The sequence below is a fragment of the Roseateles sp. genome (assembly GCF_047654805.1).
In the GTDB taxonomy this organism is placed as follows: Bacteria; Pseudomonadota; Gammaproteobacteria; order Burkholderiales; family Burkholderiaceae_C; genus Pelomonas.
In genome coordinates, this window is record NZ_JASGIV010000001.1 from 4669743 (window position 1) to 4690562 (window position 20820).

General features: G+C 65.2%; 21 protein-coding genes and 1 tRNA gene. 5 read left to right on the forward strand and 17 right to left on the reverse strand.

The genetic code is table 11. The annotated features are described in order from the left end of the window. Window positions 1-138: 138 nt before the first annotated feature. Entirely contained in the window at window positions 139-534 is a 396-nt protein-coding gene (locus QM732_RS21035; protein WP_415658043.1) for a hypothetical protein, read from the reverse strand. A gap of 169 nt (window positions 535-703) precedes the next feature. Between QM732_RS21035 and QM732_RS21040 the strand changes: the two genes are divergently transcribed. Further along, window positions 704-1786: an IS110 family transposase gene (locus QM732_RS21040; protein ID WP_415658044.1), complete on the forward strand. Its 1083-nt coding sequence runs from the start codon at window positions 704-706 to the stop codon at window positions 1784-1786. Window positions 1787-2113: 327 nt separating this feature from the next. Here QM732_RS21040 and QM732_RS21045 read toward each other — a convergent pair whose 3' ends face one another. The 5 genes from QM732_RS21045 to QM732_RS21065 all read right to left on the reverse strand — a co-directional run bounded on the left by QM732_RS21045 (window position 2114) and on the right by QM732_RS21065 (window position 6083). Then, the gene (locus QM732_RS21045) at window positions 2114-2503 is read right to left on the reverse strand and encodes a DUF6959 family protein (RefSeq protein ID WP_415658045.1); all 390 of its coding nucleotides are present in this window, start codon (window positions 2501-2503) and stop codon (window positions 2114-2116) included. Then, complete coding sequence (locus QM732_RS21050) at window positions 2472-2984, reverse strand: hypothetical protein (RefSeq protein ID WP_415658046.1); 513 nt, start codon at window positions 2982-2984, stop codon at window positions 2472-2474. Before QM732_RS21050 ends, QM732_RS21045 begins: the two co-directional genes overlap by 32 nt. A 45-nt stretch (window positions 2985-3029) precedes the next feature. Beyond that, window positions 3030-3437, reverse strand: a complete 408-nt coding sequence (locus QM732_RS21055) for a hypothetical protein (RefSeq protein ID WP_415658047.1) — start codon at window positions 3435-3437, stop codon at window positions 3030-3032. Window positions 3438-4461: 1024 nt separating this feature from the next. Further along, a complete protein-coding gene (locus tag QM732_RS21060; protein ID WP_415658048.1) occupies window positions 4462-5784 on the reverse strand; it encodes a type II toxin-antitoxin system HipA family toxin in 1323 nt (440 codons plus the stop codon). Beyond that, window positions 5781-6083: a helix-turn-helix domain-containing protein gene (locus tag QM732_RS21065; RefSeq protein WP_415658049.1), complete on the reverse strand. Its 303-nt coding sequence runs from the start codon at window positions 6081-6083 to the stop codon at window positions 5781-5783. Before QM732_RS21065 ends, QM732_RS21060 begins: the two co-directional genes overlap by 4 nt. A 357-nt stretch (window positions 6084-6440) precedes the next feature. Here QM732_RS21065 and QM732_RS21070 point away from each other — a divergent pair, with 357 nt between their 5' ends. The 3 genes from QM732_RS21070 (at window position 6441) to istB (ending at window position 9303) form a co-directional block, all read left to right on the forward strand. Then, window positions 6441-6707: a hypothetical protein gene (locus QM732_RS21070; RefSeq protein WP_415658050.1), complete on the forward strand. Its 267-nt coding sequence runs from the start codon at window positions 6441-6443 to the stop codon at window positions 6705-6707. Between the two features lie 317 nt (window positions 6708-7024). Continuing rightward, window positions 7025-8518, forward strand: a complete 1494-nt coding sequence (gene istA, locus QM732_RS21075; protein ID WP_415654706.1) for an IS21 family transposase — start codon at window positions 7025-7027, stop codon at window positions 8516-8518. Then, window positions 8515-9303, forward strand: a complete 789-nt coding sequence (istB, locus tag QM732_RS21080; protein WP_415654705.1) for an IS21-like element helper ATPase IstB — start codon at window positions 8515-8517, stop codon at window positions 9301-9303. The genes istA and istB overlap by 4 nt, the downstream gene beginning before the upstream one ends. On the opposite strand, the gene ltrA is transcribed toward istB, so the two are convergent. From ltrA to rsmB, 8 genes are all read right to left on the reverse strand, one after another. Then, a complete protein-coding gene (ltrA, locus tag QM732_RS21085; RefSeq protein WP_415659425.1) occupies window positions 9304-10677 on the reverse strand; it encodes a group II intron reverse transcriptase/maturase in 1374 nt (457 codons plus the stop codon). A 600-nt stretch (window positions 10678-11277) separates the two neighbouring features. Next, window positions 11278-11946: a hypothetical protein gene (locus QM732_RS21090; RefSeq protein WP_415658051.1), complete on the reverse strand. Its 669-nt coding sequence runs from the start codon at window positions 11944-11946 to the stop codon at window positions 11278-11280. 14 nt (window positions 11947-11960) lie between these two features. Beyond that, complete coding sequence (locus QM732_RS21095; protein WP_415658052.1) at window positions 11961-12320, reverse strand: HU family DNA-binding protein; 360 nt, start codon at window positions 12318-12320, stop codon at window positions 11961-11963. Between the two features lie 898 nt (window positions 12321-13218). Next, window positions 13219-13294: transfer RNA gene (locus QM732_RS21100), tRNA-Phe, on the reverse strand. 75 nt (window positions 13295-13369) lie between these two features. Continuing rightward, a complete protein-coding gene (locus QM732_RS21105; protein ID WP_415658053.1) occupies window positions 13370-14071 on the reverse strand; it encodes a response regulator in 702 nt (233 codons plus the stop codon). Between the two features lie 6 nt (window positions 14072-14077). Beyond that, a complete protein-coding gene (locus QM732_RS21110) occupies window positions 14078-16363 on the reverse strand; it encodes an ATP-binding protein (RefSeq protein WP_415658054.1) in 2286 nt (761 codons plus the stop codon). Beyond that, entirely contained in the window at window positions 16360-16923 is a 564-nt protein-coding gene (locus tag QM732_RS21115; RefSeq protein ID WP_415658055.1) for a DUF4390 domain-containing protein, read from the reverse strand. Before QM732_RS21115 ends, QM732_RS21110 begins: the two co-directional genes overlap by 4 nt. 1 nt (window position 16924) lies before the next feature. Then, complete coding sequence (rsmB, locus tag QM732_RS21120; protein ID WP_415658056.1) at window positions 16925-18265, reverse strand: 16S rRNA (cytosine(967)-C(5))-methyltransferase RsmB; 1341 nt, start codon at window positions 18263-18265, stop codon at window positions 16925-16927. Between the two features lie 43 nt (window positions 18266-18308). Between rsmB and folE the strand changes: the two genes are divergently transcribed. Beyond that, window positions 18309-19019 carry a GTP cyclohydrolase I gene (gene folE / locus QM732_RS21125; RefSeq protein WP_415658057.1) on the forward strand — a complete coding sequence of 237 codons (711 nt, stop codon included), beginning with the start codon at window positions 18309-18311 and terminating at the stop codon, window positions 19017-19019. A 5-nt stretch (window positions 19020-19024) separates the two neighbouring features. On the opposite strand, the gene QM732_RS21130 is transcribed toward folE, so the two are convergent. Genes QM732_RS21130 through queC form a run of 3 tightly spaced genes read right to left on the reverse strand, consistent with a single transcriptional unit; the run spans window position 19025 to window position 20812 of the window. After that, a complete protein-coding gene (locus tag QM732_RS21130; protein ID WP_415658058.1) occupies window positions 19025-19564 on the reverse strand; it encodes a demethoxyubiquinone hydroxylase family protein in 540 nt (179 codons plus the stop codon). 1 nt (window position 19565) lies between these two features. Continuing rightward, on the reverse strand, window positions 19566-20111 hold the full coding sequence (locus QM732_RS21135) for a LemA family protein (RefSeq protein WP_415658059.1): 546 nt from the start codon (window positions 20109-20111) through the stop codon (window positions 19566-19568). Continuing rightward, the gene (gene queC / locus QM732_RS21140) at window positions 20108-20812 is read right to left on the reverse strand and encodes a 7-cyano-7-deazaguanine synthase QueC (RefSeq protein ID WP_415658060.1); all 705 of its coding nucleotides are present in this window, start codon (window positions 20810-20812) and stop codon (window positions 20108-20110) included. The genes QM732_RS21135 and queC overlap by 4 nt, the downstream gene beginning before the upstream one ends. Window positions 20813-20820 lie beyond the last annotated feature (8 nt).

A 20820-nucleotide genomic window follows, 5' to 3' on the forward strand; every position in this document is an offset into this window, starting at 1 on the left:
GATCTGCTCTCCACGGCAGTACCGGCGCGGGCAGTCTTGTACACGGTCAACATGCCGGCACTAGATAAAGAGGCCTCAAAGTGATGCTCAACGTTCGACGTAAGGGGCTGGCTGAAAGCCAGCCCCTTGACAGATGAGTTAGGCCTCGGTCTGTGAGAATGAAGAGGCATGGTCTTCTGGCAGCTTACCGCGCTTGTTGAGCTCGCCAAGGGCCGATGTGGCGACTGACACCAGAGTGGCCCATTGAGGCTTGATCAACTCTGAGGAATCCTGAGTGATGATTTGCGGAGTAGCACCGCAGAACTCTTGCCAAGCGTGGTGGACGCTGACGAGAAGAACCGTTTCGCTGGAGGTGTAGACCGGAGTGGGGTAGCTCTCTGAGTTGGTAGTCGCGCATGGATTCCAGTCCTCCCACTGATTGAGCACTTCATTGAGGTCGAAACCCGGCGGGCTCGCCTCGTATTCGACGATCAACTCAAGCCACTCGATGATTCGGTTGCGAACTCGCTGTTCGACAAGCTGAGAGCTCGACATATCGACTTCCAGATGCCTAGCGTTGAAGCTAAGCCGCGAGCGGCGGCCTGCCGACTCGAGTTGGCTCGAGAGAATACGAAGGGACTTCCCACCTTCTGGCCAACGGCGTCGAGGCGCCAAGATTGATGGTGCGAATCGTCAATCTGCAGCCATGTGAAAGGGGAAGCCCATGAACGAGATTACCCGAGTTGGGGTCGATCTGGCCAAGCGCGTGATCCAGGTCCACGCCGTCGATGCCACCGGCCGCGTCGTGGCCGCCAAGGCCCTGCCCGCCGACAAGTTCGCCGCCTGGTGCGTGCAACTGCCGGCCGGCTGCCTGGTCGCCATGGAGGCCTGCGGCGGCGCCCATCACTGGGCGCGCAAGCTGCGCGGCTTCGGCCTGGATGCGCGCCTCATCGCCGGCCACTTCGTCACGCCCTACCGCATGGCCGGCAAGGGCGGCAAGAACGACGCGGCCGACGCTGCGGCGATCTGCGAGGCTGCCGGCCGACCGCACATGCGCTTCGTGCCGGTGAAGACGCCCGCCCAGCAGGCCTTGCTGGCCATCCACCGCCTGCGCGAGGGCTACAAGGAGGACCGCACCGCCTGCATCAACCGCATCCGCGGCCTGCTCACCGAGTTCGGCATCGTCTTCGCACAAAGCCCCGACACGTTGCGCCTGGGCCTGGCCGACGTGCTTGAGGACGCCAGCGACGAACTGCCCGGCATCGCCCGGCTGGCGCTGCAGGAGGCTCGACTGCACTGGATCGAGTTGGAGTGCCACATCGCCAGTTGCGACGAGCGCATCGCCGCGCACGTACGCACCGACGCGCAGGCCAAGGCGGCCGCCCAGTTGGCCGGCATCGGCCCCGTGACCGCTTCGGCGCTGGTCGCCACGGTGGGCGACTTCACGCAGTTCAAGAACGGCGCGCAATTCGGGTCGTGGCTGGGCCTGGTGCCCCGGCAGAACTCCAGCGGCGGCAAGACGCAGCTCGGGCGCATCACCAAACGCGGCGACGACTACCTGCGCACGCTGCTGATCCAGGGCGCGAAGTCGGCGGTGATGACGGCCCACAAACGCAGCGACAAGATCTCGCAGTGGCTGGTGCAGTTGCTGGCCCGCGTGGGCTGGCAGAAGGCCGTGGTGGCGCTGGCCAACAAGAACGCGCGCATCGTCTGGGCGCTGTTGACCAAGGGCCGCGAGTTCGATCCGAATTACGTGTCGGTCAAGCCCGGCGAGGTGCCGCCGATACCGGCCGTGAAGCCGGCCTGAAAACCACTCACCAACGAACAAGTTCTTCCCCGTAGACGTGCGTTCGAAGATGCATCACACAGGTCAGACCGGCAGCAGGCAAGCTCGACTAACCCGGTGCCGCGCCAATTGAGGCGACGGCGGCGAACGAATGGAGCCCTGCTGAGCGGTTGGTATCTGGGCCCGCACCGAATCCCGAGTGCAACAAGGCCGCCTGTAGATGTGCAGTCTGTTCTCTGTGGCGCTGCATCGAACCCGAACTCTGGTCTTGAGGAAAACAGCAAAGGCGACTATCGAATACCGCCCACATCAATCCGCTTGATCAACTGGGAAGTCCCTGTAGACTGGTTAGGCACCATGGGCCGCCCCAAACGGCAATTGGATTGCATGCTGCGCCAGTACCGACTTGTAGTGCTCCACAAGCTCGCGCAACTGGTCCGCGAGCAATTGCGCTTCGTCTCGAGCTTCGACGCTGCCGGATTCAGCCAAAAACTTGGAAATGGCTTCGGCGGAAACGCACATGCTGTTCAAGGTGTCGCCTTGCACGAGCACTCCAGGATACCGACGATCCGGATGCCGCAGAACTGCAGCATTGGAGGCATCGGAATAGACCTCGACAGTTTCTGTACGCATGGCAGGTGCTTTGGCGCCTAACGTGCAAGCCCAGCGGAAGGCGAAGCCGTTCGCTGCAGTGACCAGTTGGACATCAGTCGTTCCATATGCGCTCCACCAGGTCACCAACTTCTAGCGGCCGCCCCGTCGCTTTTGCAGCAACGGCGAATTCAGAAGGCGCCGGCATCTTTGCCGTCGAGGCAGAGCCACCCCAAATGCCAACGCTGATTGCAAACACGACTGGCCCGTGATTGACGATCAGAGGCTGGCTCCGACCGATTGCCGTCTTCAACTGCGCCGCAGCTTGGGCGGGAAACTCTGGTTTGAGGTCGAGCCACACACGTGATTGCTGGCCGGGACGAACCGCGAGTACGATGAACCCATTGGTTGGCTGCCCGTGAGGCTGCGCAGATAAGAAGTCATTGGTGACGCGTTGGACAGACTTGATATAGGTAGCCAACGCTTCAACGGACTGAACTCGTGACTGAAAAACCTCTTGCGGCTGTAGCAGCGATATGCCGAACGTTTGTAGAGGTTCCGCCGCGTGGCCAAGGTGCGAGGTCATCATCGCCAAGAAGAGAACGAGCGCGCGCATGTTGATGTTCAACGTACATGTTCAGCCGGGCCGTTGGGCGTCGGCTGGAACTGAAGGTTAGAGCGCATTTTCGGCGCCCCTCCTACGACGCGAGAGCAGCCAGGCTGCACCTGCCACTGCCGCAGCGTAGGAAACCATTTCAACCCAAGCCATAGCGACCGTGGCTTGTTGTATTGAAGAAGAGGGGCCTGCTGCGAGTTCCGGTGCTCGGATGGCGATCACGGGAAGCGAAATAGCCAGTCCAGCGAGCCAAGCCCATCGTTTGAACAGCCATGCCAGCGAAAGTGCCGAGACGGTTGCGGCGGCAAGTGCGCCAACTACAGCAGCGCTGACCATCTCCGTGTACGAGCGGGGATCAACCCGCGGGAACAGCAAGCCGGCCCAATACTCTTGCACGTAAGCGTTGACAAGCAACGCGGCATTTGCGACCACGACAAGTGCGACGAAGCGGAGGAAGATCTGCATGCGCTCTAACGTCGGAATTCAGCCGACCGGACGGCGCAGCTGGCCAGGGTCGGCTGCAATGAATGGTTCAGTGGCGTACTCATCGCGTAGCAAAATCGAAAGCAATTGCCAATCCAAGCCATGACACTGCGGCGGCTATTGCAAGAACACCCCTCGCACGATTACTCAGAGCGTGTTGGGACTCGGTACTCGAAGGATCTTCTTCCAGTCGATAAACCTCCGAATATTTGCCTGGACCAAGGAAGGGAAAGGCTATGAAGGCAAGCCCAATAGCCACTAAGGTCGCCAAGTCGACAAGCTCCCTCGCTGTCTCGGCGCCTTTGTATAGGGCAACTGAGACTGTCAAAAGCGCGGCAGCGCCAAGCGCGAGTCCATAGAAGCGAATAGCGTTGTGAGGAATCATTCCTTGAGCCACTTAACGTGTTGTAGGAGGATCGTTAACGATCCGCATAACATTCTGAGCATGCCCAGACGCCCAAACGTCACGGAAGCACCGGTTGGCGGCTTCCCAGAGCCGCGCGATCCTCGGCAGCCTTTCGACTGGACTTTCTCGTGTGGCGGGGTGTCTTGGTCTTTGCACTTCGAGCCGAGCCCTCAGGATGTGCGCCAGTGGCGTGTCTACCGGAATGGTGAGCCTTGGATGCGCACTGGCTTGGAGCGAGTATGGCGCGCGATGCAGAAGGAAATGGTCCCCGTGTTGGGGCGCAGGCACTGGCGCTAACCCTGCATTGCCTGCACTGGCGCCAGGGTCAGATCGGAAGGCCCGCAAGTGGTCGCTGGCATCGGCCCGCTCCTGGCCGAAACCGCCCGGCACAAGCGCCGAACCGCCAGCGAACAAGGCCACCCGAAGAGGCGCCCCATCGAGCCCACGCAGAAACACAATAGCCCAGCAGCCCTGCGGTGTGTTTCCTTAAGCGGTATAGGCCCTCCATGGGCCCATGTGCCCCCTTGCCACAGGGGACGGCGCTCAACCTCGGCTCGGCAGGCAGGGCTTGATTGATCCGTGCGGTTGAAGCCACCTTGCTCAGCGGCGCCCCAACAGCGGCGAGCGCCCAATCTTCTCGGCTTTTTCAGGCTGTGCCGGCACGGGGTCCGAGAACCCGGCGGCAGCAATCGGCTCGTCCAAGGTCGGCAGGCTCCACGTCTTCTGAAGGCGCAGGCTGTTCATGCCATCGTTCCATGCATGGAGCATCCGCTTGCCGGTCTCATGAAACGACGGGTAGCGTTGCGCGGCCTCCACGACCTGGGGCGTCACCTTCACGATGGCTTCGCAGATGCGCTCGACACGTTCCCGGGTCTGTGCCGGCATCACGTTACATCGCGTCTGGAGGAAACGCTCCAGCGCCTTGCCCGGTGTCCAGGTACTGCGGCCTTCGACGGGCATGCCGGGCGGGTTCTTCGCGTAGTCGTCGTAGACCGAGATGGTCAGCATGTCGTAGACAGGTGCCAGCTCGATGTCATCGCGCGAGCTGTAGAGCAGGGCGATGTTCTTCGTATGGCAGTCGGCGTTGCGCAGGGCATAGGTCAGCAGCAGCAGATTGGCCAGATGCGACAAGGCGGCGTTCTGCTGCTCGGGCCGTGGCGTGACGTCCTTGATGCGGCCGACAACGCGCTCCCAGGTGGACTCGTATTTCTGCTCCGGGCGCAGCGTGAGCAGGCTGCATAGGTCCTCCATGCCTTTGCGCGTCACGCCATCCGCTTCGAAGTCGAATCGGTGCACGACGAGGGCCTGTCCATCGTCGGAGACCTCGGTGGTCGCCGTCGGGAACCCTGCCTGTCGCGACACTTCCATGCACAGGTGCTCGTTCAGGGCCGCGCCCGGCAGGCGGGAGGTCGTCCCCTTGACGATGTAACGCTCGGTGGCCAAGGCGCCCTTGCCATGCTCGCCCAGGCTGTTCGGCGACAGGAACTTCGGCACGACGCCGGACACGCCCGATACGGCGTGTCGGCGCACCAGCTCGACAAATGCCTCTTCCGAGTTGTCGCCGCGCAGGATGCCGCTCATGTCGAAGGGCACCGGTGGCTGCATCGGGTCGGCGCCGGGTGTCGCCACCTTGACCCGCCCGATGGCGTTGCGTCCGACGACGGACAGCAGATTCAGGGGTGAGGCACCAACATGGGGGCCGAGCTGTTCTTGAAGGATGGACAGCAGGAAGCCCTCGGGCAGATTCATGCGGAACAGCGGATGCAGTTCCGGATAGACGTAGGACTCGGTGCGCACCGGCATCAGCAGCGAGACGAACTGCTCCGGAGCGACTTCCGGGTGGTAGCTCATCACATGCCGAAAACCGTCAACCGACTCCAACGTGGCAACGGGGCGGTTGTGAACATAGGCATGCAGCTTCATCGCTCGGTACTCCGCCGTGGGGAGCCCGTCTCCTCGGAGGCCTGCGCCTGCCGTTGGCGCTCCGCCAGGGCATCGTCGAGCGTGAAGCTGCTGTTCTTGGGCGTGAACGACAGCTCGTGCCCAAGCACCTCAAGGAGTCGCAGCAGCTTTCGGGAGCCGAACTCCGCCACACCGCCAGTCTCGAAGCGGGCCAGAGTCGATTGACCCAGGCCGCACATCATGGCGAGCTGCTTCTGAGTCATGCCACGCTCTTGCCGCAGCTTGGCCACGGCTCGGCCGAGTGAGTAGAGACTGTCCATGTGCTGTATCTGCTATGCAAGTGGCGGACCATCGAGCCACTCCCTCATTGAAGGAAAAGAGGACTCGCGCATCCAAAATAATAGCAAATAAGGCAACTTCAAGGACAACACTACGCAACGAAAGATGCTGTATTCGTCATTGATTGAGACACTCAGACAGGAACAAATTCCTTTAATGGGGCCTATCCAGCCACTCCATAAAATAGCAAATACGGCATTTTCGTGCCAAACACCTCAGGTTGACGCCGCGCCCTGCCCCCCCCTCCCCGCGATTGCGGTAGGGACGCCCATTGCTGGGCGCCCCCCGCACAGATCCGAGCATGCGCAATTCACGCACTCGGCTCCCACCTCGGGTGCTTGACGGCAAATCGCCTGATTGAAGCCCTGAGCACATCGCTTGACCGGAGTCCTATGCAAGGCGAGGCGGTCGCCGAACTTCGGGCCGAACTGGCGACCCTGAAAGCGCAAGCTGCATCCCCGAAGCCGAAGTGGGAGGTTATCAAGGCGACAGCCCGAAGCATTAAAACCGTTGCCGAAGGTGCGGCGGGCAACATCCTAGGGGAACTGGCGAAGCCGCACGTTGCAACGCTGCTGGCCCTTGCCGCTGGCGCTACGGGAGGGTGAAGGCCCGCCAATTCGGCGATCGGCATAGGGGGCCTCCTTGAGGAGGCGCCCCTGCCACACCACCTGGCATGCGGGTCCGCACCAGGCGGTTCGAGAGCTTGAGGTCAGGAGAGTCGGGGCAGGCCAAGTCGGTCGAACGACGCAATGTCCAGGACCGCATTGAGTCCCTTTGCGCTGTTACGCCACCAGCGTCGTGGCGGCGGACAATTATCTTGAGCGCTCAGCGACAACTATCGTGAGCGGTTGACGCAGGCCGCCGGGGAGCGTTTTGCGGGTGGGTTCCTACAGTGGTTGGCTTCCAGAGGGAGGCAGCCACGGTGCCCGGCAAACGCATAACGGACCTGCAAGTGAGCAAGTACAAGGAACTGAGGGGCAAGCACAGCCAGGAGGCTGCTGCAGCCAAGACGGGCATCAGCGTGGCCAGCGCGCGGCGGCTGGAATCGGCGACGACATTGCCATCACAACGCCCACCGCGACACTGGCGCACCCGCGCCGACCCGCTGGCCGAGGTGTGGGCCAGTGAGGTGGTGCCCATGCTGGAAGGCGCACCGTCGTTGATGGCCGTCACCGTGCTGGAGGAGTTGCAGCGCCGCCACCCCGAGCGGTTCGCCGATGGAGTGCTGCGCACGCTGCAGCGGCGCGTGAGCCAGTGGCGCGCCGAGCACGGCGGCGAGCGCGAGTTGTTCTTCGCGCAGGAGCATCCGCCGGGCCGGCTGGGGCTGTCGGACTTCACTGTGGCCGACGATCTGGACGTCAGTCTGGGGGGGCTGGCCTTCCCACACCGGCTGTACCAGTTCGCGCTGGCCCACAGCGGCTGGCGCCATGCGAGGGTGGTCCTGGGCGGTGAGAGCTTCCAGAGCCTGGCTGCAGGGCTACAAGACGCGCTATGGATGGCCGGTGGCGTCCCGCAGGAACACCGCACCGACAGCCTGTCGGCGGCCTTCAACAACCTGGCCGAGCGCGAAGAGCTGACGCGGCGTTACCAGGCCCTGTGCAAGCACTATGGCATGCGGCCCACGCGCAATAACACCGGCGTGAGCCACGAGAACGGCTCCATTGAAGCGCGCCAAGGCAGCCTCAAGCGCGGACTGGACCAGGCTCTGCTGCTGCGTGGCAGCCGCGAGTTCGATGACCTGCCGGCCTATGAGCAGTTCGTGGCGGAGACCGTGCGCCGGCTCAACGCGCGCTGCGCGCGCGCATGGGAAGTCGAGCGCACCAGCCTTCAACCGCTGCCGACTCGGCGCACGTCCGACTTCGAGGAGATGGATGCGCGCGTTAGCAAGTTCGGCGTGTTCAGCGCCAAGGGCGTGCTCTACAGCGTGCCTTCGCGTCTGGCCGGTCAACGGTTGAAGGTGAGGCTGCACAGCACCTATCTGGACGCCTGGCTGGGCGGAGTGAAGGTCTTCGAGTGCGAGCGGCTGCATGCCAGCACGGCCGATCGCCACCCCAAGCGCATTGACTGGCGTCACATGCTGCCCAACTTGAAGCGCAAGCCCGGCGCCTTCGCGCGTTGGGTGTTGCGCGATGCGATGTTCCCGCGCAGCGAGTACGCCCTGGCCTGGGAGCACATTAGCCAGGCGTTGCCCGAGCGGGCGGCCTGCCGCTTGATGGTGGACCTGCTGGACCTGGCCGACCGAGCCAACGTGGTGGCAGAGCTGGCCATCGAACTCGCTCGCTTGCTGGATGGCGCCGAGCTCCCCGACATCGATGTGCTCAGGGACAGGTTCGCGCCACGACCGGCTGCGATGCCTCAGGTGGTCGTGGTGCTGCCGTCAGCGGCGGTCTACGACGAACTGCTGGAGGCCGCATGAGTGCCGACACCAATGCATCGGGGGCAGCGGTGCCACTGATGCTCACCGAGCTGCGCCTGCCGACCATCAAGCGCTTGTGGGCCGATGTGGCCGCGCAGTCCAACCGCGAGGGCTGGCCGGCCGAGCGGCTGCTGCACACGCTGCTGGGCCATGAGATGGCCGAGCGCGAGACGCGGCGCCTGGCCCGTGCACGGGTCGACAGCCAGCTGCCGCCGGGCAAGAGCCTGGCCGACTTCGACTTCGCTGCGGTGCCGGCCGTCTCCAAGGCCCATGTGATGGCGCTGGCCGAGGCCGACAGCTGGATTGCGCAGGGCCACAACTTGCTGGCCTTCGGCCCGCCGGGCACCGGCAAGACGCATCTCGTGGCGGCCATCGGCCACGCGCTGATCGACCGTGGGCTGAAGGTGCTGTTCGTGCGCACCAGCGAGCTGGTGCAGCGCCTGCAGGCAGCCCGGCGCGACCTGCGCCTGCCGGCGGAGTTGTCCAAGCTCGACCGGTTCGACTTGATCATCTTGGACGACCTCAGCTATGCACGGCGCGACCAGGCCGAGACCTCGGTGCTGTTCGAGCTGATCGCCGAGCGGTACGAGCGCAAGAGCCTGGCCATCACGGCCAACGCACCGTTCTCGGCGTGGGATGAGGTCTTCCCGGACAAAGCCATGACGGTGGCTGCGGTCGACCGCCTGGTGCATCACTCGACCATCCTGGAGATGAACGTGGACAGCTACCGACGCCGCGCTGCGTTGCCGGCGCGCCGGCAACGCAGCGCACCTCCAACACCGTGATCAACACCCATCCGCACCGCTCAAGATAGTTGACGCTGGCAGCTCAGGATAGTTGACGCCGGGCAAGCGTCGGCTGTTGGCCGCTACACGGTGAGCAACATCAGCGCGGGCGCCCAGCGCCAGCAGTTCCCGATACATAGTCGTTCCGCGTTTCCAGTGCTTAAGCTGTAGGGCCCTCAGCCGGTGGCGTAGCCATTCGTCCAGCTCGCGCCAGACGGTTGGTGTTTGCGCCATCCCGAAGTACGCCTTCCAACCCAGTAGATAGGGCCGCAGCCCTTGCACCACCTGCGCCATGCTGCGCCCGCCTGAGCGGCCGGTGAGTTGCCGGATGCGCGCTTTGAAGTTGTTCAGGGCCTTGTGAGCCACTTTGCATTTCACCTCGCGCCCCTTAGCCACCCACAGCGTGTAGCCCAGGAATTTGCGTCCGAAGACGCTGCAGACCGCGCTCTTGGCTTCGTTGATCTGAAGCTTCAGCTTGCCGTACAGCTTCCTGAGCCACGCCATCACCCGCTCGCCGGCCTTCACGCTGCCCACATAGACGTTGGCGTCGTCGGCATAGCGCGCGAAGCTGTAGCCCCGCGCCTCCAGTGCCTTGTCCACCTCGTCGAGCAGCACATTGGCCAGCAGCGGACTCAGTGGCCCGCCTTGCGGCGTGCCCTGGTCTCGATCCACCTTGACCCCGCCCTCCATGATCCCGGCGTTCAGGTACGCGCGGATGAGCCGCAGCACGGCCATATCCGGGATGCGTTTCTTGAGCCGGTCCATCAGGATGTCGTGGTTCACCCGGTCGAAGAACTTCGCCAGGTCTACGTCCACCACCACGCGCTTGCCGGACTGGACATACGCCCGCGCGGCTTTCACCGCGTCGTGCGCTCGCCGGCCCGGGCGGAACCCGTGGCTGTGGTCGCTGAAGCTGGGGTCGATCAGCGGTTGCAGCACTTGCAGCAGTGCCTGCTGGATCAACCGGTCCGTCACCGTCGGGATGCCCAGCTCGCGCTGGCTGCCGTCCGGTTTGGGGATCATCACCCGCCGTACCGGCGATGGCCGGTATCGCCCCGCCAGCAGCTCTTGGCGGATCTGCGGCCACTTCGTTTGCAGCAGGCGCTGGGTGTGCTCAATGTCGAGCCCGTCCACGCCCGCTGCGCCCTTGTTGGCCTTGACCCGCTTCCAGGCCGCTTGCAGGTTCTCTCTCGTCAGCGCCGCTTCCAGCAGGGTGCCAGCCCCCACCGTCTGCTTTGCCGACCCTGTGCCCTGGTGTTCATGGGACGGGCCGCAGGCTTCGTCACTGGCAGGATCACGCCCGGCTTCACCGTGCGCTACGCCTACCCGCCCGGACGCTGCCGGCATCTGACGCATGGCCTTTGGCATTCCCACGTCCTTGGTCACTCACTCCCGTTCGGTCCTTCGCCTCTCGCTGGCGGCCTCGGCGGCCCCGCTACCCAGCTACTACGACCTCTGCTGAGACCTCGCTCCGGCAGCGCCGTCGGCCTTTCAGCCATAAGGCGAGGCGTCCCCAGGTAAGGCACGCGCTCCTTCACCGCACAACCGCCGCATCTACGCCGCCTCGCCTTGATCACGAGAGCTTCGCGGTTTTCAGCCCGCTCGCCCTGCTCGGCAGCGCCTTCTATGCGGTTCTTGTTCATCGGCTCGCGGTTTGCGCTCCACGCTTCCTTCCCACGCTCGGTCGCCCTCACGCAGTTGCGCTTCGCTTCGTTCGTCGTGATCAACTTACGACGGGACTTGCACCCGTAGGAGTGCGCCCATGCTGGGCGCACCAAAGAAAAAGCCCCATCTGCTTGCGCAAATGAGGCTTTGATTAGGCTCCCCGACCTGGGCTCAAATCAGGGACCTACGGATTAACAGGTATATGGACTGCCAAGGAGTCCGGAGATTCGACATCTCAGCTTAGCAAGAGTGAGTGCAGTCGAACTAGGCCTCCGTTCACGACAGTGGTTTTTTCACCTAGCTTTCTGCTCAAGAAGAGGCGGAGGTTTGGGCTGGATTTACTTTCCTGGAAATTATGCGATTCGCATCAAAATCAATCCACTGCATGAGAAGTCGTTCATACCATTTGAGCGGAATGACACTTTTCAGTTTGTTTCGTGAAATGGCTAGTTGGTTTTGACAATGAATTACTAGAGCAGATAGCGAGGCGGGCTCCCCTGCGCCGAGTTCACGCTCGCGAGAAGCAAATACATTGGCCTGCTCCTCGCTCCAATGCTCCCCTGCTAGTTCAATCTCAGCTAGTAGGCGCCGATAATCTGCTGCGGCTTGGCTGTGCCGCCTCGCTTTCTCTGCTGGTGTAAATACGAGCGGAATTATCGAAAGTGCTGCCGTTGCAAGAGCGGCGGTGACGTCGAGCACCGGTATCTGCTTTAGAGTAGTGGCAACAACACTGGTTGCAGCCAGCGCAGTGAACATAGAGGACGATTTGTCAATTACGTCGAAGAAGCGCTCTCTCTTCAGGTGATATAGGGCCGAGAGACTGACTCGGTACTCAATCTTCGTTCGTCGCTCCCAGATATGCTGTTCGTACGCATCGTCATCATGCTGAGCGTTTGCATCCGCTGCGCTCTCGGCGAGCGCGGCAGGAAGAATATTTGATCCAAGTTCTGGATTTGAGAGATCGGATGGTGTTGTCATACCACTGCTCCACACTACGAGCGTTTCGTAATCACGATCTTCTTTTTGGGTGGTCGCTTATCGGGTTCAGGCTCGGGTACTACCGGATCCAGCAAGTGCTTACCGGCGACTGATGCAATGAGGTCCTTTCCGGGGCGGAACTTTGGGACCTTTGCAGCCTGTATTTTGATCGACTCGCCGCTCCTGGGGTTCCGGCCAGTCCGGGCCGCTCGTTTTGACACGGAGAACGTGCCAAAGCCCACAATCGTGACTGTGTCGTTCTTCTTTAGCGTGCTCTTCACACTCCCGATGATCACCTCAAGGGCCCGAGAAGCTGCTGCTTTTGAGATGCCTGCTTGCTTGGCAATGTGTTCGATCAGTTCTGTCTTGTTCATGTTGGGGCAGAAGCTGGGCGGGTAGATGAGGATTGAGTGTGGGCAGCCTGAGACGCGGCCAGAACTGCTTCCGCAGGCAACCTAGCTTCGGCCATAGCTCTGGAGCGACGCCAAGCCTATCGTTGCACGTTCTGCTGCTCGGGAAAGATTGGAGGCGAGGAATGCCCTCTCCGTCAATCGCATCTGCGAGCCACCCCACAATTGCCCCGCCTAGGTGCCATTCCGGCTCAGGATCAAACTGTTAAGACCTGACCCTGGGGCGCCTGATTGCGCCGCCGCGATGACCAACAGGGGGCGGTCCGCTTCGGAAAGCACGGAGTTCCCTAAGCGTTACCTGTCCGGCCTATTCATCGCCGACCCAATCGCTTGTCCAATTCGTGTTGCTTCAACTGCCTGTCCAGTTCTAAGGCTTGGTGTTCGCGACGATCTCTGCGCCAAGCGAATATCAATGCGCCGAGTCCGCCGATTGCGCCACACACGGTCGAGATCACTGGAAGGCCCTCGAGCATGGCCTTCCACATGCCTACTCGCTCATCGGCGCGTGTTCTGGCCTGCTTCTCAGCTTCGACCGCACGTCGAGCTGTTATGCGTTCCGTGATGGCACGGAGGTCGTTCGGCTCTTGGGGCGTGACGGTTGCGATGGGGCGCGAAGCCGGGAGTGATACCTTCTGTGCGGCCAAGATCGATGCGGGCAAAGCAATCGGAAGCCTGCCGTCGCTGGCCGACGTGGCGGGAGCCGGGCGAGATGGGCCACCAACTGGAGGCGAGGGGGGCGCCTTGGGCCCCACCGCGCCAGGAACGGCACGAACACCGAACCTCCGCCGAACCCGACCGCCGCATTCGGCACCACCCAGAAACGCAAAAGCCCATCGCGATGGATGGGCTTCTGAGAGATGTTTGGTGGCCAAGGGCGGAATCGAACCACCGACACGCGGATTTTCAATCCGCTGCTCTACCAACTGAGCTACTTGGCCTTTGTTCTGCTCGCCGAGCCAGCCGGAGCCGGGCAGCGAAGTCCGCCACTATAGCACAGCCGAACGTGCCAACGGCTAGCCGCCGCTGCCGCGCTTGTTACGGCTCAGGTCCACGCCCAGTTGCTTGAGCTTGCGGTAGAGGTGCGTGCGCTCCAGGCCGGTCTTCTCGGCGACCCGCGTCATGGAGCCGTTCTCCTTGGCGAGGTGGAACTCGAAATAGCTCTTCTCGAAGGCATCCCGGGCTTCGCGCAGCGGGCGATCCAGCTCGAAGCTCTGCTCGGACGCCAGCGCGTTGCTGACGGGCAGGTGGTTGGACAGCGCCATGCCATGGCTGGCCGCGACGGGCAGGTTGCCGGGTTCGGTGCGGGTGTAGCTGGGCAAACCCACCACCGCGGGCGCGGGGCGAGGCGGCGCCGTCTTGACGAGGGCTTGCTCGACGGCGCGCAGCAGTTTCTGCAGCGTGATGGGCTTTTCGAGGAAGGCGATGGCACCGAACTTGGTGGCCTCGACCGCCGTGTCGATGGTGCCGTGGCCGCTCATCATGATGACGGGCATGGTCAGCAGCCCGGCGCCGCCCCACTCCTTCAGCAGCGTGACACCGTCGACGTCTGGCATCCAGATGTCGAGAAGCACGAGGTCGGGACGCATTCGCTCGCGCGCCGCCCGCGCCTGGGTGGCGTTCTCGGCAAGCTCGATGGTGTGCCCCTCGTCGCTGAGGATTTCTGACAGCAGGGCGCGAATGCCCAGCTCGTCGTCGACAACAAGAATGGTGGCCATGAATCCTTAGGTCTTGGCACCTTGCGCACCGGGCTCGGTGGCGGGTGTCAGGTTCGAAAATGATAGCGAAACTTGCGCACCGATCACGAGCCCGTCATCTTCGGCTTCAGCGGGAGAACCCGCATCGGAAGCTGCATGCAGGTTGCGCAGGGAGATGCGGGCACCGTGTTCGTCGGCGATCTTCTTGACGACGGCCAGCCCCAGGCCGGTGCCCTTGGCCTTGGTCGTCACATAGGGTTCGAAGGCGCGCTTGAGCACCTTGTCAGCAAAACCGGGGCCGTTGTCGATGACGTGCAGGCGCACCGAGCGCGGCGCGCCGGTGTCGGTCACGGCCAGTGAGGAGCGCACGGTGACGCGGCCGTCGGGCCGGTCATGCACGGCGTCCAGCGCGTTTTGCACGAGGTTGTGGATGACCTGGCGCAGCTGGCTGGCGTCGCCCTTGATGGCGGGCAGCTGGGGGGCGAGGTCGGCCGCGAGGCGGCCCGCGTCCTGCGGCTCGGCGTAGAGACTGAGGACCTCGTGGACGAGGGCGTTGAGGTCCAGGGCCTTCAGCTGGGCCGACGGCAGGCGGGCGTAATCGCGGAACTCGTTGACGAGCTGCTTCATGGCCTGCACCTGGTTGACGATGGTGGCCACCGAGCGCACCAGCATGGCCTGGTCGGTCCCCTCCAGCTTGGCCTCCAGCTTGTGCTGCAGGCGCTCGGCGGACAGCTGGATGGGCGTCAGCGGGTTCTTGATCTCGTGGGCCAGGCGGCGCGCGACCTCGCTCCAGGCGGCCGAGCGCTGGGCCGACACGACCTCGGAGATGTCGTCGAAGACCACGAGGCGGGCGCCCTGGGGCAGCGGTGCGCCGCGCACGAGCAGGGTCAGCAGATCCTGCTTGGGATCGAGCTGCAGCTCGAAGGATTCCTGCCAAAGCTCGCGGTCCAGGCCCCGATCGCCGTCGTTGCTGAGGCTTTGCTCGAAGCGCTGGTCCAGCTTGGCGGCGAAGTCGGCCAGGCCCGGCACGTCGGCAAGCGGGCGGTCGACGTAGGCGGACAGCGGCAGGCGCAGGATGCGCGTCGCGCCGGGGTTGACGGTCTCCAGCCGGCCCGCGGCGTCGAACACGAGGACGCCTGCGGTCAGGTTGTCGAGGATGGTCTGCAGGTGGGTGCGGGCGGCGTCCAGCTCGGCGACGGTACGCGTGACCTGCGCGCGCGCATCGGCGAGCTGCCCGGTCATGTCGGCGAAGGAGCGCGTCAGGCCGCCCAGCTCGTCGCGCGAGCCGTGCACGGGGCGCACGGAGAGGTCGCCCTGGGCCACGTGGCGCACGCCGTCGGCCAGCATCAGCAGTGGCCGCGCAAGCTGGTTGCCCAGCGTGACGGCCAGCAGCAGCGCCGCAAAGGTGGCCAGGATGAGCACCAGCGTCAGTGTGCCGAGGTACATGCGGCGCAGGCCCACGCGCTCCAGCGAGCGCTGCTGGTACTCGGCGTTGGCGGTCTGCACGGCCAGCGCATTCGTGAGCATGCTGGCCGGGATGCGCTGGATGACCATCAGGTAGCGCTCGCCCAGGCCCAGGCGCAGCTCGGTGTTGGGCAGCAGGGCCAGCGTGCGGATCTGCGCACCGCCCTGCAGGGCCGTGGCCTCGTCCTCCAGGCCTTCGAGCTGGCTGGCCGGAGCTCCACCACGAGCGCGGGCCAGCATGCTGTCGCTGGGCCGGTCCGGCGTGAGCTGGCGCGTGTCGCCGCCGCTTTCGAGCAGGATCTGGCCCTTGCCGCCGACGATGGCGATGGTGCGAGCACCCAGCTTGTCGCGCAGCCGCTCCAGCATGAGCAGCTGGGGCGTGCTGCTTTCGGCGAGCTGGTCGGCGGCGTCGCGGGTCTTGGTGCCGAGGTCGCTCACCATGCCGTCCAGCGTGCCGCGGCCGAGGTTGAGGCCGGCCTCCAGCGCGCTGGCGAGCTTGACGTCGAACCAGGTCTCGATGCTGCGGTTCACGAACTGGTAGGAGACGGCGTAGATCAGCACGCCCGGCACGATGCCCACGAGGGCGAAGATGGCCGCCAGCTTGAGCAGCAGCCGGCTACCGAAGCGGCCGCGGCGCACGCGCACGATCAGGCGCACGGCGGCCGTCAGGATGACCAGGGCCAGCACCGCGGCGACGACCACGTTGACCCAGTAGAGCCAGTGGTAATGGCGCTCGAAGAAGCCGCGCTCGTTCGTCGTGCCGATGGACAGCAAGAAGGCCAGCACGCCGGCCACACCCGTGAGGGTCACCCCGGTGATGACCCAGCCCCATCGCGCGGCCTTGCTCATCGGAGGGTGAAGTCGGCGCCGAAGTTGTGTTTGCGCTCGACGCTGAGCACAAAGCCGGACTGCAGGCCGCCGATCTGCATCAGGCGCGGCAGCTGGTTGACATCCAGCCGGTAGCTGAACTCAAGGTAGTAGCCGCCGCCGTCCTCGATGTCCTTGGGCTCGGCGATGCGCCAGGCACTCTGGCCGCGCAGCACGGTCAGCGCCTCGTCCAGCGTCGCGAAACTCTGGTGCAGGCCGCCGGTGGAGACGCGGTACTGGCGCGTCAGCGAATTCCAGGTCAGGCGCCAGGTGCGCTCCGCGCGCGCCACGCGGGCGTCGCGCCAGTACCAGCGGCTGCGCAGCACGTTGGCTTCGGCGACGAAGTACAGCGCCACGTCCTTGTGCAGCGCGTCCACCGCGGCGCGGCTGAGCTCGAAGCGGGTCGTGAAGCTCAGCTCCAGCCCGTCGTCGGCCTTGCGCGTCGCGAGCTGCGTCAGCTCGACGCCATCGGCCCGCGCTGCCCCCGGAAGCAGGGCAAGCAGCACGGCGAAGCAGGCGGCGATGACGATTCGGGCGAACAACTCAGGGGCGGGTCAGCAGGGCGTAGAAGAAACCGTCGAGCGGCGGCGAAGTCTGGGCGGCATTGTCGGCCAGGGGGAGCAGGTGTCCCGTGAACCCGGGCACGGCATGGGACTTCGCGTCGGGCTGGCGTTGCAAAAACGCGTCGAGCTGGGCCTGACCTTCGGCCCGGAAGACGGAGCACGTGGCATAGACCAGGCGCCCGCCCGGCGCCAGCAGCGGCCACAGCGCGTCCAGCAGCTCGGCCTGGATGCGGGCCAGGGCGGCGATGTCGTCGGGCCGGCGCAGCCAGCGCACGTCGGGATGGCGGCGCACGATGCCGGAGGCACTGCAGGGGGCGTCGAGCAAGATGGCGTCGAAAGGCCGGCCGTCCCACCAGGTGGCGGTCTGGCGGGCGTCGGCAGCGCGCAGGCTGGCAGCCTGGCCCAGGCGGTTGAGGTTGTCCTGAACGCGGGTCAGGCGCTGGGCGTCGGCGTCCAGCGCGGTCAGCTGCAGGTCGGGCTGCAGTTCCAGCAAGTGGGCGGTCTTGCCCCCGGGCGCGGCGCAGGCGTCCAGCACGCGGGCGCCGGGCTTCAGTTTGGCGTCGGGGCCGGTGCCGACGACCAGCGGCGCGGCGAGCTGCGCCGCGGCATCCTGCACCGAGACCAGCCCCTCGGCGAAGCCGGGCAGGGCCGAGACGGGCACGGGCTTGTCCAGCACGATGGCCTGGGGCGTGGGCGCGCCCAGCGCCCTCGCGGCAATGCCCTGGCCGGCCAGCCGCTCGACGTAGCCAGCCGCCGTCGCGCGCTGGGCATGCACGCGCAGCGTCATGGGCGGCGGGCGGTTGTTGGCCGCCAGGATGGCCTGCCACTGCGCGGGCCAGTCCTGGCGCAACTTCTCTATCCACCAGGCCGGATGATTGAAGGCACCCTGGGGACTGTGCCCGGCGGCGGCGACGAGCTGGTCACGCTCGCGCAGGAAGCGGCGCAACACCGCGTTGATGAAGGCGGCGCTGGCCGGCGCTCGGGTCTTGGCGGCATTGACGGCCTGGTCCACCAGCGTGTGGTCGGCATAGGCGGGCTCGGGATCGGGCCACAGCAGCGCCAGCGCGACGAGCAGCAGGGCGTCCACGCGCGGCGGCGGTGCCTTGGGTGCGAGCTGCTGGCGCACGGCCTCGGCGCCGCCAAGGCGGCGCAGCGCCGTGAAGGCCAGCGCCTGCGCGCCGGGACGCAGCTCGGCCGGCACGCGGGCCAGCAGGTCGGTCAGCGAGCGGCCCTCGCGCACGCCCTGCACGGCATCGGCAGCCTGCGACAGCAGCCGGTGCAGCGGAGCGCTGAATCCAGCCGATTGGGGGCTTTGGGTCATGGCGCCAGTGTAGAAGTCCCCTTTGCCCGGACAATCCGCGCCCATGAACGCCCCCGCCCAAGACGCGCCGCCGGATCAGCCGGTCTCCGAGCGCATCCGCTACCGCCTCGTGTCGGCCGGCTGCCGACACCATGCCAACGACAACATCGCCGCCTTCATCGAACCCGGCGAGCTGGACGCGCTGCAGGACGAGGTGCAGGCCCGGATGCAGGACGTGCTAAAGGCCCTGGTGATAGACACCGACAGCGACCACAACACCCAGGAAACGGCCAAGCGTGTCGCCAAGATGTTCGTGCGCGAGGTCTTCGCCGGCCGCTACGCCGAGGCGCCCGCGGTCACGGAGTTCCCCAACGTCAGCCGTCTCAACGAGCTGATGATCGTCGGACCCATCACCGTGCGCAGCGCCTGCTCCCACCACCTCTGCCCCATCCTGGGCCGGGTGTGGATAGGCATCATGCCCAACGAGCACTCCAACCTGATCGGCCTGTCCAAGTACGTGCGCCTGACCGACTGGGTCATGAACCGCCCGCAGATCCAGGAAGAGGCCGTCATCATGCTGGCCAACGAGCTGGAAGGCCGCGTCAAGCCCGATGGCCTGGCCGTCGTCATGGAGGCCGACCACTTCTGCATGCACTGGCGCGGCGTGAAGGACAACCAGGCCGCGATGACCAACAGCGTCATGCGCGGCGCGTTCCTGACGGATGCGAACCTGCGGCGGGAGTTTCTGGCGTTGATGCCTCCGCGCCGGGGCTGAAGCCCTCAAAGCTTCATGCCCAGCCAGATCACCGCCTCGGTGGCGGTGGACACGACAGGCTCCAGCACCTTCACCCAGGCGCTCTGGCCGACTTGCGCGGCCAGCTCATCGTGGTGGCGTTGCTCGTCGGCCACGATCGCCTCGATCGCCAGCACGGCGGCGGGGTCGGAGTGCCGCAGCTGCGCGAGCTGAACCTTCAGGTGCCTTAGCACCACGCGCTCGACTGCCACCGTCGTGGCCGCGATGGCCGAGCTGCCGAGCAGGCCCGTCACGAAGCCCAGCACCCAACCGCCCAGCGCGCACAGTACATAGCTGCGGCAGCGTGGCCGGCCACGGCGCAGCAACTCGGCCTGGAAGATGGCTCGATGCCGTTCCTCGTGCGACCGGAACTCGCGCAGTTCCGCCACCAGCGCAGGTGCGGTCAGCCGGGCCACGGCGATCTGCGCCGCATAGATCTGCACGGCGCCGTTCTCGCCGGCGTGGTTGACCTTGAGGATGCGGGCGCCCAGCTCCGTATCGGCGGTGTCGAGCGGCAGCGCCCGCATGTCAGAGCGAGCGCGCCTCGCTGAAGCCGTAGAGGTTGGCCAGCACCCGCGTCGGGAACTGGTGCAAGGCCTCGTTGTACTGCGCCACCGCCTGGTTGAAGACCTGGCGCGTGAAGGCGCGCTGGCGCTCAATGAGCTTGAGCTCGCTGATGAGGCCGTCGATCTCGGTCTCGCTGCGCAGTTCGGCCTGGTGGTCCAGCAGCGACAGCAGCCGCGTGAGTGCCGCGGCGTGCAGGGCGCTGGCGACGGCCAGCCCCCCCACCGGGTCGGGCGCCCAGGGCTTGGCGCGCGCGGCCAGCATGGCGGCCTGCGATTCCGCCTGCGCGCTGGCCAGCGCGTCGAAGGTGGCCTGCTCGCTGGGCAGGCGCGGCGCCACGGCAGCCAGCAGCTTGTCGCAAGCCTCGCTACGCTCCTTCAGGTGCGTGCCCAACTGCACGAAGGCGTCGCCGATGGCATTGCGCAGCGACATGAGCCGGTTGTAGGCACCCACGCCCCAGAAGAACAGCAGCGCCGCCGCCGCGACGCCCGCCCACTGCCACGGCGTCATGCCGCCACCCTGTACTGCTCGAAGCCGCGCGCGCGCAGCGCGCAGGCGGGGCAGTGGCCGCAACCATGGCCCCAGGGGTGCAGCGCACCGCGTTCGCCGAGGTAGCAGGTGTGCGTCTCCTCGACGATGAGTTTCACCAGCGCCGCGCCGCCCAGGCCCTCGGCCAGCCGCCAGGTCGCGGCCTTGTCGATGAACATCAGCGGCGTCTCCAGCGTCATGGGCGCATCCAGGCCCAGGCTCAGCGCCACCTGCAGCGCCTTCATCGTGTTGTCGCGGCAGTCCGGGTAGCCGGAGAAGTCCGTCTCGCACATGCCGCCCACGAGCACCGACGCGCCGCGCCGGTAGGCCAGCGTGGCCGCGAAGGTCAGGAACAGCAGGTTGCGACCGGGAACGAAGGTGTTGGGCAGGCCGTTGGCCTGCAGCTCGATGGCGCGTTCGCTGGTCAGCGCCGTGTCACTGATCTGCCCGAGCAGGGACAGGTCCAGCAAATGATCCGTGCCGAGCTTGGCGGCCCAGGCCGGGAACTGGCGCGCGATCTCGGCGCGCACGTTGTTGCGGCAGTCCAGCTCGATGCGATGGCGCTGGCCGTAGTCGAAGGCCAGCGTCTCGACCTCGGCATATCGGTCCAGGGCCCAGGCCAGGCAGGTGGTGGAGTCCTGCCCCCCGGAAAAAAGCACCAGGGCTTTGCGGTTGTCGGTCATGGACGGGA

Coding starts and splice junctions, on each gene's coding strand:
- istB (WP_415654705.1), top strand. CDS start 8,515: ATGAGTGCCGACACCAATGCATCGGGGGCAGCGGTGCCACTGATGCTC.
- QM732_RS21065 (WP_415658049.1), bottom strand. CDS start 6,083: ATGGACAGTCTCTACTCACTCGGCCGAGCCGTGGCCAAGCTGCGGCAA.
- rsmB (WP_415658056.1), bottom strand. CDS start 18,265: ATGACCCAAAGCCCCCAATCGGCTGGATTCAGCGCTCCGCTGCACCGG.
- QM732_RS21110 (WP_415658054.1), bottom strand. CDS start 16,363: ATGAGCAAGGCCGCGCGATGGGGCTGGGTCATCACCGGGGTGACCCTC.
- QM732_RS21040 (WP_415658044.1), top strand. CDS start 704: ATGAACGAGATTACCCGAGTTGGGGTCGATCTGGCCAAGCGCGTGATC.
- QM732_RS21035 (WP_415658043.1), bottom strand. CDS start 534: ATGTCGAGCTCTCAGCTTGTCGAACAGCGAGTTCGCAACCGAATCATC.
- QM732_RS21105 (WP_415658053.1), bottom strand. CDS start 14,071: ATGGCCACCATTCTTGTTGTCGACGACGAGCTGGGCATTCGCGCCCTG.
- QM732_RS21135 (WP_415658059.1), bottom strand. CDS start 20,111: ATGACGCCGTGGCAGTGGGCGGGCGTCGCGGCGGCGGCGCTGCTGTTC.
- queC (WP_415658060.1), bottom strand. CDS start 20,812: ATGACCGACAACCGCAAAGCCCTGGTGCTTTTTTCCGGGGGGCAGGAC.
- QM732_RS21090 (WP_415658051.1), bottom strand. CDS start 11,946: ATGACAACACCATCCGATCTCTCAAATCCAGAACTTGGATCAAATATT.
- folE (WP_415658057.1), top strand. CDS start 18,309: ATGAACGCCCCCGCCCAAGACGCGCCGCCGGATCAGCCGGTCTCCGAG.
- QM732_RS21095 (WP_415658052.1), bottom strand. CDS start 12,320: ATGAACAAGACAGAACTGATCGAACACATTGCCAAGCAAGCAGGCATC.
- QM732_RS21060 (WP_415658048.1), bottom strand. CDS start 5,784: ATGAAGCTGCATGCCTATGTTCACAACCGCCCCGTTGCCACGTTGGAG.
- QM732_RS21130 (WP_415658058.1), bottom strand. CDS start 19,564: ATGCGGGCGCTGCCGCTCGACACCGCCGATACGGAGCTGGGCGCCCGC.
- QM732_RS21055 (WP_415658047.1), bottom strand. CDS start 3,437: ATGCAGATCTTCCTCCGCTTCGTCGCACTTGTCGTGGTCGCAAATGCC.